At 73.4% G+C, this 13,924-nt stretch carries 9 protein-coding genes and 1 pseudogene; 5 read left to right on the forward strand and 5 right to left on the reverse strand.

All coding sequences use genetic code 11. The features are described from left to right. A partial coding sequence (locus ACFVX6_RS38745; protein WP_389699290.1) for an FAD-linked oxidase C-terminal domain-containing protein occupies window positions 1–2,216 on the reverse strand: 2,216 nt, incomplete at its 3' end. A 95-nt stretch (window positions 2,217–2,311) separates the two neighbouring features. Between ACFVX6_RS38745 and serC the strand changes: the two genes are divergently transcribed. From serC to ACFVX6_RS38760, 3 genes are all read left to right on the forward strand, one after another. Continuing rightward, window positions 2,312–3,430, forward strand: a complete 1,119-nt coding sequence (gene serC, locus ACFVX6_RS38750; protein ID WP_389699291.1) for a phosphoserine transaminase — start codon at window positions 2,312–2,314, stop codon at window positions 3,428–3,430. 354 nt (window positions 3,431–3,784) lie between these two features. Next, complete coding sequence (locus ACFVX6_RS38755) at window positions 3,785–4,579, forward strand: hypothetical protein (protein ID WP_389699292.1); 795 nt, start codon at window positions 3,785–3,787, stop codon at window positions 4,577–4,579. Beyond that, on the forward strand, window positions 4,572–5,210 hold the full coding sequence (locus tag ACFVX6_RS38760) for a class F sortase (protein ID WP_389699293.1): 639 nt from the start codon (window positions 4,572–4,574) through the stop codon (window positions 5,208–5,210). The genes ACFVX6_RS38755 and ACFVX6_RS38760 overlap by 8 nt, the downstream gene beginning before the upstream one ends. 23 nt (window positions 5,211–5,233) lie before the next feature. Here ACFVX6_RS38760 and ACFVX6_RS38765 read toward each other — a convergent pair whose 3' ends face one another. Then, window positions 5,234–5,818, reverse strand: coding sequence for a TerD family protein (locus tag ACFVX6_RS38765; protein ID WP_389699294.1), 585 nt, complete (start codon window positions 5,816–5,818; stop codon window positions 5,234–5,236). Window positions 5,819–5,985: 167 nt separating this feature from the next. On the opposite strand from ACFVX6_RS38765, the gene ACFVX6_RS38770 reads away from it, so the two are divergent. Beyond that, on the forward strand, window positions 5,986–9,156 hold the full coding sequence (locus ACFVX6_RS38770) for a sacsin N-terminal ATP-binding-like domain-containing protein (protein ID WP_389699295.1): 3,171 nt from the start codon (window positions 5,986–5,988) through the stop codon (window positions 9,154–9,156). A 60-nt stretch (window positions 9,157–9,216) separates the two neighbouring features. Here ACFVX6_RS38770 and ACFVX6_RS38775 read toward each other — a convergent pair whose 3' ends face one another. Then, window positions 9,217–10,893: an FG-GAP repeat domain-containing protein gene (locus ACFVX6_RS38775; protein ID WP_389699296.1), complete on the reverse strand. Its 1,677-nt coding sequence runs from the start codon at window positions 10,891–10,893 to the stop codon at window positions 9,217–9,219. 106 nt (window positions 10,894–10,999) lie between these two features. Next, on the reverse strand, window positions 11,000–11,995 hold the full coding sequence (locus ACFVX6_RS38780; protein ID WP_389699297.1) for a DUF5937 family protein: 996 nt from the start codon (window positions 11,993–11,995) through the stop codon (window positions 11,000–11,002). 87 nt (window positions 11,996–12,082) lie between these two features. Here ACFVX6_RS38780 and ACFVX6_RS38785 point away from each other — a divergent pair, with 87 nt between their 5' ends. Then, window positions 12,083–13,267, forward strand: a complete 1,185-nt coding sequence (locus ACFVX6_RS38785) for an MFS transporter (RefSeq protein WP_389699298.1) — start codon at window positions 12,083–12,085, stop codon at window positions 13,265–13,267. Between the two features lie 42 nt (window positions 13,268–13,309). Here the strand turns inward: ACFVX6_RS38785 and ACFVX6_RS38790 are convergent. Then, a pseudogene (locus ACFVX6_RS38790) lies at window positions 13,310–13,924 on the reverse strand (cation-translocating P-type ATPase); the annotation flags it as partial.

Below are 13,924 nucleotides of genomic sequence, written 5' to 3' on the forward strand. Positions count from 1 at the left end.
GTTCCCCGGGGCTGCGCCCCGGACCCCCTGGGGCTCCGCCCCAGACCCCGCGCCTCAAACGCCGGCGAGGCTGGATTTGGCCGATCCAGCCCCTCCGGCGTTTGAGGAGCAGGGGTCCGGGGGCCGGCCCCCGGCAGCGGCGCCGCACCCGCGGACGGGTCCGGGCGGAGCCCGGGGAACGGTGGAAGGGCGGGTAGGGGACCCAGCCCCGCGGAGCGGGTCACCGCGCGCCACCCGCGGGTGAAGGGGGTCCGGGCCGGCCGGGGCAGGGGGCGGGACCGCTCCAGGCCCGGGAGGCGCAGGAAGCGGGACAGGAGGTTCAGGGGGCGGGCCAGACGGAGGGCTGCGATCAGGCGGAGCCAGCCGGGGAGGCCGCCCAGGGCGTAGTGGGAGAACGGGCGCAGCCGGCCCGCCCAGTGGTGGTGGAGGAACTCCGCCTTGTAGGCGGCCATGTCGACCCCCACCGGGCAGTCGCTGCGGCAGCCCTTGCAGCCGAGGCAGAGATCGAGCGCCTCGGCGACCTCCGCCGAACGCCAGCCGTCGGTCACGATCTCCCCGGCCAGCATCTCGTGCAGCAGCCGGGCCCGCCCCCGCGTGGAGTGGCGTTCCTCGCCCGTGGCCCGGTACGACGGGCACATCACCCCCGGCCCCCCGACCTCCGTCGACCGGCACTTGGCGACGCCGACGCACCGCGCCACCTCCCCCGCGAAGGGCAGGGACGCCGGGAGGGAAGCGAAGCGGAGGTTCTCGTCGAGGCGTGCCGGGCGGACCAGGATCCCGGGGTTCATGCCGCCCGCCGGGTCCCAGACCTGCTTGTAGGACTCGAAGAGCCCGATCACCGAAGGCCCGTACATCCGCGGCAGCAGCTCCGCCCGGGCCTGTCCGTCCCCGTGCTCCCCGGACAGGGATCCGCCGTGCGCGACGACCAGGTCGGCGAGGTCCGAGGAGAAGGCCCGGAAGCGGGCCACGCCCGGCGCCGTCACCAGGTCGAAGTCGATCCGCACGTGCACGCAGCCCTCGCCGAAGTGGCCGTACGGGGATCCGCGCAGCCCGTGCTCCGCCAGCAGGGCCCGGAATTCCCGCAGGTAGGCGCCGAGCCGGGCGGGCGGGACCGCGCAGTCCTCCCAGCCCGGCCAGGCCATGGTGCCGTCGGGCATCCGGGTGGCCGTGCCCGCCGCGTCCTCGCGGATCCGCCACAGGGCCCGCTGCGCCGCCGGGTCGGTGAGCAGCAGGCCGTCGACCGCGTCGGAGGCCCGGAGCAGGGCCCGGGCCGCGCCCTCGTCGCGCATCTCCACGAACAGCCAGGCCCCGCCCCGCGGCAGCCCGGCGGCGGCCGCGCCGACCAGGTCGGCCGCCATGCCCTCCACGGTCAGCGGCCCGTGGGCGAGGAGCCCCGCCGCTGCCTGCGCGGCCGCGCTCTCGTCCGCGTACCCGAGGACGGCCAGCGCCGGGGCGGCGGGCAGCTCCACGAGCCGTACGACCGCCTCGGTGACCACGCCGAGCGTGCCCTCGCTGCCGCAGAACGCCCGGGCCACTTCGGTGCCCCGTTCGGGGAGCAGCGCGTCCAGGTCGCCGTAGCCGGAGATCCGCCGCGAGAAGCCGCCCGCCATGCCGGTGCGCAGGACGGCCAGGTTTCCCGACACCAGCTCCCGCAGCCCGTCCGGCGCGCCCCGCCAGCCGGTGCCGAGCCGGTGCGAGGAGCCGCCGTACGCCGTCACCGCCAGCTCGGCGACGTTGTCGGCGGTGGTCCCCCAGGCCACCGAGTGGGCCCCGCAGGCGTTGTTGCCGATCATCCCGCCGAGGGTGCACCGGGAGTGCGTGGAGGGGTCCGGCCCGAAGGTCAGCCCGTGCGGGCGGGCCGCGTCCCGCAGCCGGTCGAGGACCAGGCCGGGCTGGACGACGGCGGTGCGGGCGGCCGGGTCCAGGGAGACGAGGGCGTTCATGTGGCGGGTGAGGTCCAGCACCACGCCGATGCCCGTCGCCTGGCCCGCGATGGAGGTGCCGCCGCCGCGCGGGACGACCGGAACCCCGGCCCCGGCGCACACGGCGAGCGCGGCGGCCACGTCCTCGGCGTCGCGCGGGGCGACCACGCCGACCGGGACGCGGCGGTAGTTCGAGGCGTCCATCGTCGACAGGGCCCGGGCGGCGGCGCCGAAGTCGACCTCTCCGCGCAGGTTCTTCCGCAATGTCCGTTCGAGTTCACCGGGTGACGTCACGGCGGACAGCCTCCCACCGGCTCCCACCCGTTCGCGTCATCTCATCGGGTGGACTGGGTTCCGAGGCGTGGACCCGGACCGGATACGCTCCGCTTGTGGCCGAGATCCAGATTCCCGCTGACATCAAGCCCGCCGACGGACGCTTCGGCGCGGGCCCCTCCAAGGTGCGGACCGAGGCGCTGGACGCCCTCGCCGCCACCGGTACCTCCCTGCTCGGAACCTCCCACCGCCAGGCTCCGGTCAAGAACCTGGTCGGCTCCGTGCGCCAGGGCCTCCGGGACCTCTTCTCCCTCCCCGAGGGCTACGAGGTGATCCTGGGCAACGGCGGCTCCACCGCCTTCTGGGACATCGCGACCGCCGGTCTCATCGAGCGGAAGTCGCAGCACCTCACCTTCGGCGAGTTCTCCTCCAAGTTCGCCAGCGCCGCGAAGTCCGCGCCGTGGCTGGACGCGCCGTCGGTGATCTCCTCCGACCCGGGCACCCACCCGGACCCGGTGGCCGAGGCGGGCGTGGACGTGTACGCGTACACCCACAACGAGACCTCGACGGGTGTCGCGGCGCCGATCAAGCGCGTCGCGGGCGCCGATGAGGGTTCCCTCGTCCTGGTGGACGCGACCTCGGGCGCCGGCGGCCTGCCGGTGGACATCACCGAGACCGACGTCTACTACTTCGCCCCGCAGAAGTCCTTCGCCTCCGACGGCGGCCTGTGGCTGGCGGCGTTCTCCCCGGCGGCCTTGGAGCGCGCGGCCCGCGTGCACGCCTCCGGCCGGCACATTCCGGAGTTCTTCTCGCTGCCGACGGCGATCGACAACTCACTGAAGAACCAGACGTACAACACCCCGGCGCTCTCCACCCTCTTCCTGCTGGACCAGCAGCTGGAGTGGATGAACAGCCAGGGCGGTCTGGAGTTCACGACCGGCCGTACGTCGGCCAGCGCGGCCCACCTGTACGGCTGGGCCGAGGCCTCGAAGTACGCGAGCCCGTTCGTCGCGGACGCCGCGAAGCGCTCGGCCGTCATCGGCACGATCGACTTCTCGGACGACATCGACGCGGCCGCGGTCGCCAAGGTGCTGCGCGCCAACGGCATCGTGGACACCGAGCCGTACCGCAAGCTCGGCCGCAACCAGCTCCGTATCGCGATGTTCCCGGCGATCGACCCGGCGGACGTGCAGGCGCTCACCGCGTGCGTGGACTACGTCATCGAGAACCTCTGACCCCTGCGGGCCCCCTCCCGTCCGACACGCTCCGAAGCCCCCGGTGACACCTCGTCACCGGGGGCTTCGCGTCGTCCGCGCTCTGCCTGCAGGGGTTCTGGGGCAGTCCTGAACGAGCCCTGAAGAACGAAGTCCCCCGCGCGGCCCGGAAACCCGGGACCTTGGTCCCAAAAATCGGGGCAAAGAGCCCGCAAACGGAAGATCCCCGCCCCCTTCCCGGCCTGCGGCTTTATGCCGCGGGACCTTCGGCAGGGGTCCCTCCCGGCCCCTCGGAGGGGTGCAACCAACCACCCCAGGATGTCCCTCATGTCTGGTGTGCCGGGAACGAACCCCGGCCCGTTCAGGAGGAACCCCATGCGCAAGGCACTTACCTTCTCGGCGATCGCCCTCGCCTCGTCTATGGCCCTGGCAGTCCCCACCGCCGCGTTCGCCGCCGACTCCACCCCGACCGCGCACAGCAGCGCGAGCCCCGCGGTGGCGGCCCCGGCGGCCCTGAAGCTGTCGGTCTCCTCCGGCAAGCCGGGAGACTCCATCCAGATGTCGATGGAGGTCCCGGACGGCTCGACGAACCTGTCCATCTCCTCCAAGGCCCTGAACGACGTCAAGATGACCGACGGGCGCGGCGCCACCGCCACGATCTCCAAGGTCGCCGACGGCAACTACGGCGTCTCCCTCACCGGCACGGGCCCCGACGGCAAGAAGATCCAGGCCACCGCCCAGCTCACGGTCAAGGACGGCAAGCCCGCCCCGACGCCGACCACCTCCACGCTGAGCCTGTCCAAGGACAACGGCAAGCCCGGCGACAAGATCCAGGTCACCATCAAGACGGCGCCGAACGAGAAGAGCGCGTTCGTCAAGTCCGACGCCTTCGGCGGCCAGGTCAACCTGAAGAACGACGGCAAGGGCGTCTGGACCGGCACCGCGGTCGTCGCCAAGGACGTCAAGTCCGGCTACTACGGCGTCGACGCCTTCGCGGGCGGCAAGAAGTTCGACACCGTCAAGTTCTCCACCGACGCCACCGGCCCGGTCACCCCGAAGCCGAAGCCGACCCCGGTCGACCCGAGCCACCACAAGACCCCCAAGGGTTCCGTGAACACCGGCCAGGCCCCGCTCGGCTGGGTCCCCTCGGACGCCGCAGACAATGGCTGAGCAGTCCACCCCTGACCGCGCCCCCCGCCGGAGCGGCCGCGCACTGCGCGTGGCCGCCCTGGCGGGCGCCTCGGCGCTCACCGTCGTCCTGATCTCTTCCTGCTCCTCCGGGGGCGGCACCGGAGCGGCCAAGAACGACCCGGCCGACGCCAAGGCCGCCTCGGTGCTGAGCGCCTCCGTCCCGGACCGCATCGTGATCCCGGACATCAAGGTCGACGCCCCGCTCGACACGGTCGGACTCGACGCCCAGGGCACCATGCAGGAGCCCGACTTCGCCAAGCCCAAGGACGCGGCCTGGTACAAGGAGGGCCCGACCCCCGGGGAGAAGGGCGCGGCCGCCATCGTCGGGCACATGGACACGCCCCAGACCGCCGAGGCCGTCTTCTACAACCTCAAGAAGCTGAAGAAGGACGAGAAGATCGAGGTCCACCGCGACGACGGCTCCACCGCCGTCTTCGCCGTCGACGAGGTCGACACGTTCAAGAAGGACCGGTTCCCGACCGACAAGGTCTACGGGGACACCCACGGCAAGGCGGAGCTCCGCGTCATCACCTGCGGCGGCAACCTCACCAAGGACCGCCACTGGGACGCCAACGTCGTGGTGTTCGCGCACCTCGTCGGACAGGAATAGCCCGGACCTTCGCCCGGTGACGCCTACTTCGCCACGGCGAACCGCATGAGGGCCTGCTCGTCGCCCGGCTTGATCTTCCCGGTCTCGTTGATGACCTGGAGCTTCCAGCCGGACCCGTCCCGGATCGCCTTGGCCACGGCGCAGCCGTTGTCCGTACCGAGCAGGCTCGGCCAGATGTCGGCGACCTGCTGGGTGCTGCCGCCCGTGCCGTCGTACACCTTGAAGCTGATGTTGCGGGCGCTCTGGAAGGAACTGCCCTTCTTGTACGCGGCGGCGACGAAGACGATGGACGTGACGTTGCCCGGTACTCGGGCGAACTCGACGGTCACCGTCTCGTCGTCGCCCTCGCCGTGGCCGGTCTGGTTGTCCCCGCTGTGGAGCAGAGAGCCGTTGCCCATGGGGTCCAGGGAGTCGAGACCCGCGAGCCGGACCGGGTCCGAGCCCTGCATCGCGATCGCGATCAGGTCCAGGTCGGTCCCGATCTTCCGCTTGAACTTGCCCATCAGGCCGCCGCTGCTGCCCACGGTCGGGTCCCACGAGACACCGATGGACAGGTGGGTTACGCCGCCCAGGTCCGCGGGGCCGTCTTCCTTGGTGAGCGTGATCATGCGCAATCCTCACAAATAGCTGTGCGATACCGTCTCGTGAAGTCTGCCTGAAGCCGGTTCGTTTGCGGAGCCGCTCGACGCACGCGATACCTTCAGGGCCTCGGCATCCGGCGTTCCGTGGATGCCGTACAGCGCAGTACAGCGCAGTACAGCTTGGAGGCAGCAGCGTGAGCGTGCGAGTGACGGCGGCCCAGGACGGCGTGGACCCCTTCGGCACGGCCCGGCTGCGACGCGGGGTGCTCGACGCGTGGGGCGCGGGCCCGGCCCGCTTCCGCGAGGACGCCAACGCCGAGGAGGACCTGGCCCTCGGCGGCTACCGCGACCGGCTCGTCGTCGAGCTCGCGCAGAACGCCGCCGACGCGGCCGCCCGCGCCGGGGTCCCCGGCCGGCTGCGGCTCACCCTGCACGCGGGCACCGACCAGCCCGACGGGCACGCGCTGCTCGCCGTCTCCAACACCGGCTCCCCGCTGGACGCCACCGGCGTGGAGTCGCTGTCCACGCTGCGCGCCTCCGCCAAGCGCGACGACTCCTCCGGGAGCGTCGGCCGCTTCGGCGTCGGCTTCGCCGCCGTTCTGGCCGTCTCCGACGAGCCCGCCGTCCTCGGCCGGCACGGCGGGGTGCGCTGGTCCCTGGCCGAGGCCCGGGAACTGGCCCGGGGAGCGGCCGTCGGCAGCTCCGGACTCGGCGAGGAACTGCGCCGCCGCGACGGCCACGTCCCGCTGCTGCGCCTCCCGTTGCCCGCCGAGGGCACCGCGCCCGAGGGCTACGACACCGTGGTGGTCCTCCCGCTGCGCGACGCCGCCGCCGAGGAGCTGGCCGGGCGGCTGCTGGCCGCCGTGGACGACGCCCTGCTGCTGACCCTGCCGGGGCTCGCCGAGGTCGTCGTGGACACCCCCACCGCAGGCGTGCGGACGCTGACCCGCCGCGTCGAAGGCCCGTACACCGTCATCACCGACTCCGCCTCGGACACCGCGTCCGGCCCCAGGCGCTGGCGCACCGTGCGCCACTCCGGCCCCATCGAGAAGGCGCTGCTCGCCGACCGGCCCGTCGAGGAACGGCTGCGGCCCGTCTGGGCGGTGTCCTGGTCCGTGCCCGTCGACGCCGAAGGCGCCCCGGTCCGCCCCGTGACCGCCGCCGTGGTGCACGCGCCGACCCCGACCGACGAACCCCTGGGCATCCCCGCGCTGCTCATCGCCACCCTGCCGCTGGACACCACCCGCCGGCACCCCGCGCCGGGACCGCTGACCGACTTCCTCGTGGAGCGCGCGGCCGACGCGTACGCCGAACTGCTGGGCTCCTGGGAACCGGTGAGCACCGCGCTCGTGGACCTCGTACCCGGCCCGCTCGGCAAGGGCGAGCTCGACGGGGCCCTGCGCGCCGCCGTCATCGCGCGCCTGCCCCGTACCGCCTTCCTCGCGCCCGCCGCCCCCGCCGAGGAGCCCGAGGAGCCCGGACAGGCAGAGGAGCGGGCCGCCCTGCGCCCCTTCGAGGCCGAGGTGGTGGAGGGTGCGGGCGCCGATACCGTACGGGTCCTCGCGGAGGTGCTGCCGACCCTGCTCCCGGCCGGGCTGGAGCGCCGCCCCGAACTGCGCACCCTGGGCGTCGGCCGGCTGCCGCTGGGCGAGGCCATCGAGCGGATCGCGGGCATCGAGCGGACCCCGGAGTGGTGGTACCGGCTCTACGACAGCCTCGCCGGGGTCGACCCGGACCGGCTCTCCGGCCTCCCCGTGCCGCTGGCCGACGGCCGCACCGCGATCGGCCCCCGACACCTGCTGCTGCCCGGCGCGGACGCCCCGCGCTCGGGCACGCCCGAGAGCCTGGCCCGGCTCGGCCTGAAGGTGGCCCACCCGGACGCGGTGCACCCGCTGCTGGAGAAGCTCGGCGCGCTCCCGGCGAACCCGCGCGCCGTCCTGACCACCCCGCAGGTGCGGGCGGCCGTCGCGGCCTCCCTGGACGCCGGGGAGATCTGGGACGAGGACGCCCTCGACCCCGAGGAACTGGCCGACATCGTCCTCGGCCTGGTCCGGGACGCCGAGCTCTCCCCCGGCGACGAACCGTGGCTGGGCGCGCTCGCCCTGCCCGACGAGGACGGCGAACCGACCCCGGCCGGCGAGCTCCTGCTGCCCGGCTCCCCGCTGGCATCCGTGGTCCGCGAGGACGAGATCCCGTACGTGGACGCCGAGTTGGTGGAGCGCTGGGACGAGCGGACCCTGACCGCCGTGGGCGTCCTCGCCACCTTCCAGCTGGTCCGCGCCACCGACGTGGTCCTGGACCCCGACGAACTGGAGCCCCGCGACGGGGACTTCGCCGAGCCCGACGACGCCGGTCTGCTCGACGCCGTCGACGTGTGGTGCGAGGACCTCCTCGACCAGCTCCCCGACACCCCCGTGCCGCCGGTCGCCACCGAGCTGGTCGCCGTACGGGACCTCGACCTGGTCGACGACGACTGCTGGCCCCAGGCCCTGGCCATGCTGGCCCAGCCTCCCCTCCGGGACGCCCTGACCCAGCCCGTGCGGGTCCTGCTCCCGGACGGCACCACCCGCTCCGTGCGCTCGTACACCGCCTGGTGGCTGCGCGACCACCCCGTCCTGGACGGCCGCCGCCCGGCCGGACTGCGCTCGGCGGGCGGCGACCCGCTGCTGGCGGGCCTCTACACCCCGGCGGACGCCACCGGCTTCGAGGACGAGCAGGTCCTGCGGGCCCTGGGCGTACGCACCACCGTGCCCGCCCTGCTGGAGGAGCCGGGCGGCGCCGCCGAGCTGCTCGGCCGCCTCGCCGACCCGGACCTGGAGGTCGGCGGACGCCAACTGCACGGCCTGTACGGGGCACTGGCCGAGCTGGACCCCGAGCAGGTCACCCTGCCCGACGAGCTGCGCGCGGTCATGGACGGCGAGGTGGTCGTGGTGGACGCCTCCGAGGCGCTGATCGCGGACGCCCCGGACCTGCTGCCGCTGACGGAGGGCCTCCCGCTCCTCCCCGTCGCCCCGTCCCGGGCCGCCGACCTGGCGGAGCTGTTCCAGGTCCGGCGCCTCTCGGAGACGGTCCCCGCGGTGGTGACCACCGAGGGCGAGGAGCACGAGGTCCCCGAATCCGTGCACCAGCTCCTGGGCCCGGCCACCCCGAAGAGCTACGTGGAGCACGAGGAACTCCTGGCGGGCGGCATCGAGCTCGACTGGCGCCGCACCCCGGACGGCACCCTGCACGCCTCCACCCTGGAGGGAGTCGCGGCGGCCCTCGCCTGGGCGGCGGGCCAGTGGCCGCGCCGCTTCGAGGTGGCGGCCCTCCTGGAAGACCCGTCGCGAACGGCGGAACTGGCGCGGGACCGCTGGTTCGACTGAGGAAACGCCTCCGGCGCCCACTATGGGGCGCCGGAGACCGTACGGGGTGGTGGCTCTTGCTCAGCGGGCCGCGCCGAAGCCCGTCACCGTCGGGTAGGGCTTCGCCTTGCCCTTGCCCGGGAAGACCTTGACCTTGCCGGAGGCGTCGGCGGACCAGAGGTCCGGGATGCCGTCACCCGTGAGGTCGCCGTCGGAGCCGACGCGCGGGTGCGCGGCCGGGGCCAGGGTGGTCAGGACCGGCCCGGCGGTCGGGTTGGCGAAGGCGGAGAAGTCGGGGGCGGCAGGGGTGCCCTTGATGGTGAAGGCCCGGACCGTGCCGTCCTTCTGCGAGCGGGCCCACAGGGTCGGGAAGTCCGTGCCCTGCGCCCGGCCCGGGGTGAGCAGGTCGTAGCCGGCCCAGCGGTTGGTGTTGCCCGAGACCAGGACCGCCTCAGTGCTCAGCCGACCGCCGAAGGTCGGTTCCACCAGCCACAGGCGACCGTTCTCGACGAACAGCAGCGAAGTGCGGGTCAGACGCTGCCCGTCGGCCGGGGTGTCGCCCCGGGGCGAACCGTAGGCCGCGATCCCGGTGACCTTGGACCAGTCTCCGCCGAGGCCGTTCTTCGCACAGTCGATGACCTTGCCTGCCGTGCCCTTGCAGGTGCCGGGCTTGCCCAGCATCACCGGACCCTGCTCGGTGAAATGCCCCGCGCCGCCGTTGTGGAAGAGGTACAGGAAGGCTCCTCCGGGGGCGTGCGCCACCAGGTCGTCCACCCTGTCCTGGTGCAGCGAGCCGCGGTGGGTGTACTGCACCCGGGCCCAGCTCCCGAGGTCGCCCGGGGCCGCGGCGGCGTGGGCATTGGGGGTGTCGCGCGGGTCCGCGCCACGGGTGCGCAGGTGTCCGGCCGCATCGGGGACCAGGACGTCGGGCTTGCCGTCCGCGTCGATGTCACCGAGGGCGATGGGGGCGGTGCTCGACTGCGCGTAGTAGCTCAGGTAGGCGCGCTGGGACACGTTGCCCGCGTTGTCCATCGTCTCCAGGTAGACGGCCTGGGACCCCCAGGACTCGGGCTTGACCTTGATGTCGGCCCTGCCGTCGGTGAGCCGTACGACGTGGAGGTCGGTGGCCTCGTCCGAGCAGCTCCAGCCGACGCTGAAAGTCGAATCCGTCTGCCAGCGGGCGCAGGCGACCTCCGATCCGGTGTCGGTTGCGTGCAGGGTGAAGGAGGCCTCCTGGCCGACCGTCTTGGGGGCCGCGTCCGTGGTGACCTCGGCGGTCGGCGGCGTCGTGTCCACCCGGAAGTAGCACCAGGGGGTGTAGGCGCCGGTCAGCTTGCCGTCGGTGGCACGGGCCCGCCAACCGTACTGGCCACCCTCCTTCAGCAGGTCGCCGCTGACGTACGCGGTCTGCTCGGACGGCGCGGACCAGGCGTTGGTCAGGTTGGTGCGCTTGCCCCCGTAGGAGGTGTCCCAGAGCTGGAACGTGGTCTGGAGCCGCGTACCCGAGGGGCCGGTGGCCTTGACGCGGAGCCTGACGTCTTCGACGGTCGCGCCGATCCAGCCCGCTCCGGACCCGCTGTACGGGTCGGTGTAGCAGGGGGAGGAAGTGTTCTCACCCGCGAATTCGGGCGTGGGAAGGGTACGGGGTGCCGTGACCTTCGGTGCCGCGGGATCGCTCGCGGCGGCGGCCGGGGCCGCGGAGCCCAGGGCCACCGCCAGGGCGAGTCCTGCCAGTGGCAGTACACGCGCTCGTCTCATGTGCTGTTCCCCCCAGGGAAGAAAGAGTTGATCAGCCGTAATCTCACACACGGGCCACCGGATCGCACCAGCTTTGCTTGATCACGATTCGATGCCGGCCACGGCATCAGGGCGTACCGGCGCCCACCGGCGTGAGCAGCGCGTCCGCGATGGCCGTTCGGGCGTACAGGACCGAGCGGCCGGCGCGGTGGCCGGTGACCAGGCCCGCGTCGCGCAGGGCCGTGAGGTGCTGGGAGACCGCGGCGGCGGACAGGCCGCTGTGGCGGGCCAGTTGGGTGGTGGAGGCCGGGGTGTCCAGTTCGGCGAGCAGCAGGGTCCGGGAGCGGCCCAGCACGGCGGCCACCGCGTCGGTGGCCTTGGTCGCGCGGGGTTCCCACAGGGTGCCGATCCCCCGGGCCGGGTAGGCCAGTTGGGGAGGGTCCGGGGCCACCGCGCGGGTCAGGACCCGGGGCCAGGCGAAGGCGGAGGGCACCAACAGCAGACCGGCGCCGGACTCGTCGCGGGTCAGGGAGCACTGGCGGCGGACCATGCGCAGGGTTCCGTCATCCCAACTGACGGTGTCGTGGAGCTCGTTGAGGACGTGCGCGGAGCCGTGCTCGGCGACCTGCCGGGCCCGGTGGAACACGTCGGCTTCGAGGAGCTGGCGGAGCCGGGGCCAGTAGGGTGCGAGCGCGAGTTCCCAGTAGGTCTGGATCTCGTCGGTGACCTTCTCCAGGACGGCTTCGGGGTCCTCGTGGAGCAGCCTCAGGCGCGCCGCCGGGCGGGACTTCCCCGCGATGGTGGCCAGGTCGGCGCGCACGTTCTCCGGGCTGCTCGCGCGGATGCCCGCCAGCTCGGCGGACAGTTCCGGGAAGGGGCCGGCCGGGGTCGGGTTGAGGAAGTCCGCGATGTAGCCTGCGCCCGGGATCAGGGCGGCGAGCCAGCCCCGGTCCAGGCCCGCGCTCAGCAGCCGGGGCCGCACCTGCGCGGCCCAGTGGCGGTGCAGCGGCGGATCGGTCTCGACGTTCAGCAGCCGGAAGCTGGTGACGACCTCCCACATCGGCGACACCGCGAAGCGGGTCTGCGCCAAATCGGCCGCCGAGAAGCTCAGTTCGTATTCCATGGTCCTGCGTACCCCCGCCGCCACCCGTTGGATTCGGCCCCACCTTAATCAATAGGACCCGCCGGCGTCCCGGCGCAGGCTCATGTCATGCCCTCCACCTTCCGCGGACTCCCGCCCCTCGTCTGGACCCTCTTCGCCGGTTCGATCATCAACCGGCTCGGCTACCTCGTCACCCCGTTCCTGGTCTTCCTCCTCGCCGACCGGGGCATCACCGGCTCCGACATCTCCTTCGTGCTCGGCGCGCTCGGCGCCGGCCACCTGCTCGGCCCCGCCGTCGGCGGGCTGCTGGCCGACCGGATCGGCCGCCGCCCCACCATGCTGATCGGGCTGATCGGCTCGGCCGTCGCGCAGGGCGCGCTCTTCCTGGCCCCGGGGCTCTGGACGATGGCCGCCTCCGCGCTGCTGCTCAGCACCGCCGGAGCCACCGTCGGGCCCGCCGCGTTCGCGCTGCTGGCCGACTCGGTGGACACCGGGTGGCGGCAGCGCGCGTACGCCCTGTTCAACTGGGGCGTCAACATCGGCACGGCCGTCGCCGGCGTCCTCGGCGGCTTCCTCGCCGCGCACGGATACTGGCTGCTCTTCGCCGTCGACGCCGGTACGGCCCTCGTCTACGCGGCCGTGGTCGCGACCCGGCTGCGCGAACCGGCCCGCACCGCTCCGGCCAAGGCCACGGGCCTGGGCTACGGGGTGGTCCTGCGCGACCGGCTGCTTCTCCTGCTGCTCCCCCTGCTCGGGATCCAGCTGTTCGTGTACTCGCTGACCGAGGTGGCTCTGCCGCTGGCCGTCCGCGACAGCGGGCTCTCGCCGGCCGTGTACGGAGCCCTGGCGGCGGTCAACGCCGTCCTGGTGGTGGCCCTGCAGCCGTTCGTGTCGGCCCGGCTGTCGGGACTGCCGCAGCTGCCGGTGCAGGCTGCGGGCGGCGCCCTGATCGCCGCCGGGGTGGCGCTGACCGGGGTCGCGGACTCCGTCACCGGGTACGTGGTCTCGGTGGTCGTCTGGTCGCTCGGCGAGGTGGCCGTGGCCGGCATCGCGGCCTCGGTGGTGGCCGACCTGGCCCCGGCCGACGCCCGGGGCCGCTACCAGGGCGCCTTCAGCTGGGCCTGGGGCATGGCCCGCTTCTCCGCCCTCACCCTGGGCGTCACCCTCTACACCGGGGTCGGCGCGGCCGCCCTGTGGTGGGGGGCCCTGGTCGTCGGACTGCTCGCCGCGGTGGCCATCCTGGGCCTGCGCAGCCGGATCGCGGCCCGCGTGGACCACGCGCTGGCGGCCTGACCGCCCCCGCAGGAGGGGCTGCGCCGGGACCTTCGGGAGCGACTACGCCGGGAACTTGCGGGCCACCCACCGGAAGGTGAACTCGATGAGGGTGGCCGCCGCGGCGGCGATGCCCACGGCGGTCCACGGCATCACGGCGCCCTCCAGCTTGAGCTGGAAGAAGTCCTGGAGCCAGGGCACGACGAGCACGATCAGGAAGGCCCCGCCCATCGCGCCGACCAGGCCGACCCGCCACCAGGTGTAGGGACGGGCGATGATCGCCAGCACCCACATCGAGGTCAGGAACAGCGCGAGCGTCGCGGCGCTGGTCTCGGCCTTGAGGGCGTCGGGGCCGGAGTAGTGGTGGCGGGCGATCACGTAGGTGACGAAGCAGGCGACGGCGGCGATGACCCCGCCCGGGATCGCGTACCGCATCACGCGTTTCACGAAGTGCGGCTTGGCCCGCTCCTTGTTGGGCGCCAGGGCCAGGAAGAAGGCCGGGATGCCGATGGTCAGCGTGGACAGCAGCGTCAGGTGGCGCGGCAGGAACGGGTACTCGACCTGGGAGCAGACCACCAGGACGGCCAGCAGCACCGAGTAGACCGTCTTCGTGAGGAAGAGGGTGGCGACGCGGGTGATGTTGCCGATGACCCGGCGGCCTTCGGCGACCACCGAGGG

This window comes from Streptomyces sp. NPDC058289, from assembly GCF_042880975.1.
GTDB lineage: Bacteria > Actinomycetota > Actinomycetes > Streptomycetales > Streptomycetaceae > Streptomyces > Streptomyces stoeckheimensis.

Excerpts from the sequence above, each read along its gene's own strand:
- ACFVX6_RS38765 (WP_389699294.1), bottom strand. The coding sequence starts at position 5,818 with ATGATCACGCTCACCAAGGAAGACGGCCCCGCGGACCTGGGCGGCGTA.
- ACFVX6_RS38755 (WP_389699292.1), top strand. The coding sequence starts at position 3,785 with ATGCGCAAGGCACTTACCTTCTCGGCGATCGCCCTCGCCTCGTCTATG.
- ACFVX6_RS38760 (WP_389699293.1), top strand. The coding sequence starts at position 4,572 with ATGGCTGAGCAGTCCACCCCTGACCGCGCCCCCCGCCGGAGCGGCCGC.
- ACFVX6_RS38785 (WP_389699298.1), top strand. The coding sequence starts at position 12,083 with ATGCCCTCCACCTTCCGCGGACTCCCGCCCCTCGTCTGGACCCTCTTC.
- ACFVX6_RS38775 (WP_389699296.1), bottom strand. The coding sequence starts at position 10,893 with ATGAGACGAGCGCGTGTACTGCCACTGGCAGGACTCGCCCTGGCGGTG.
- ACFVX6_RS38780 (WP_389699297.1), bottom strand. The coding sequence starts at position 11,995 with ATGGAATACGAACTGAGCTTCTCGGCGGCCGATTTGGCGCAGACCCGC.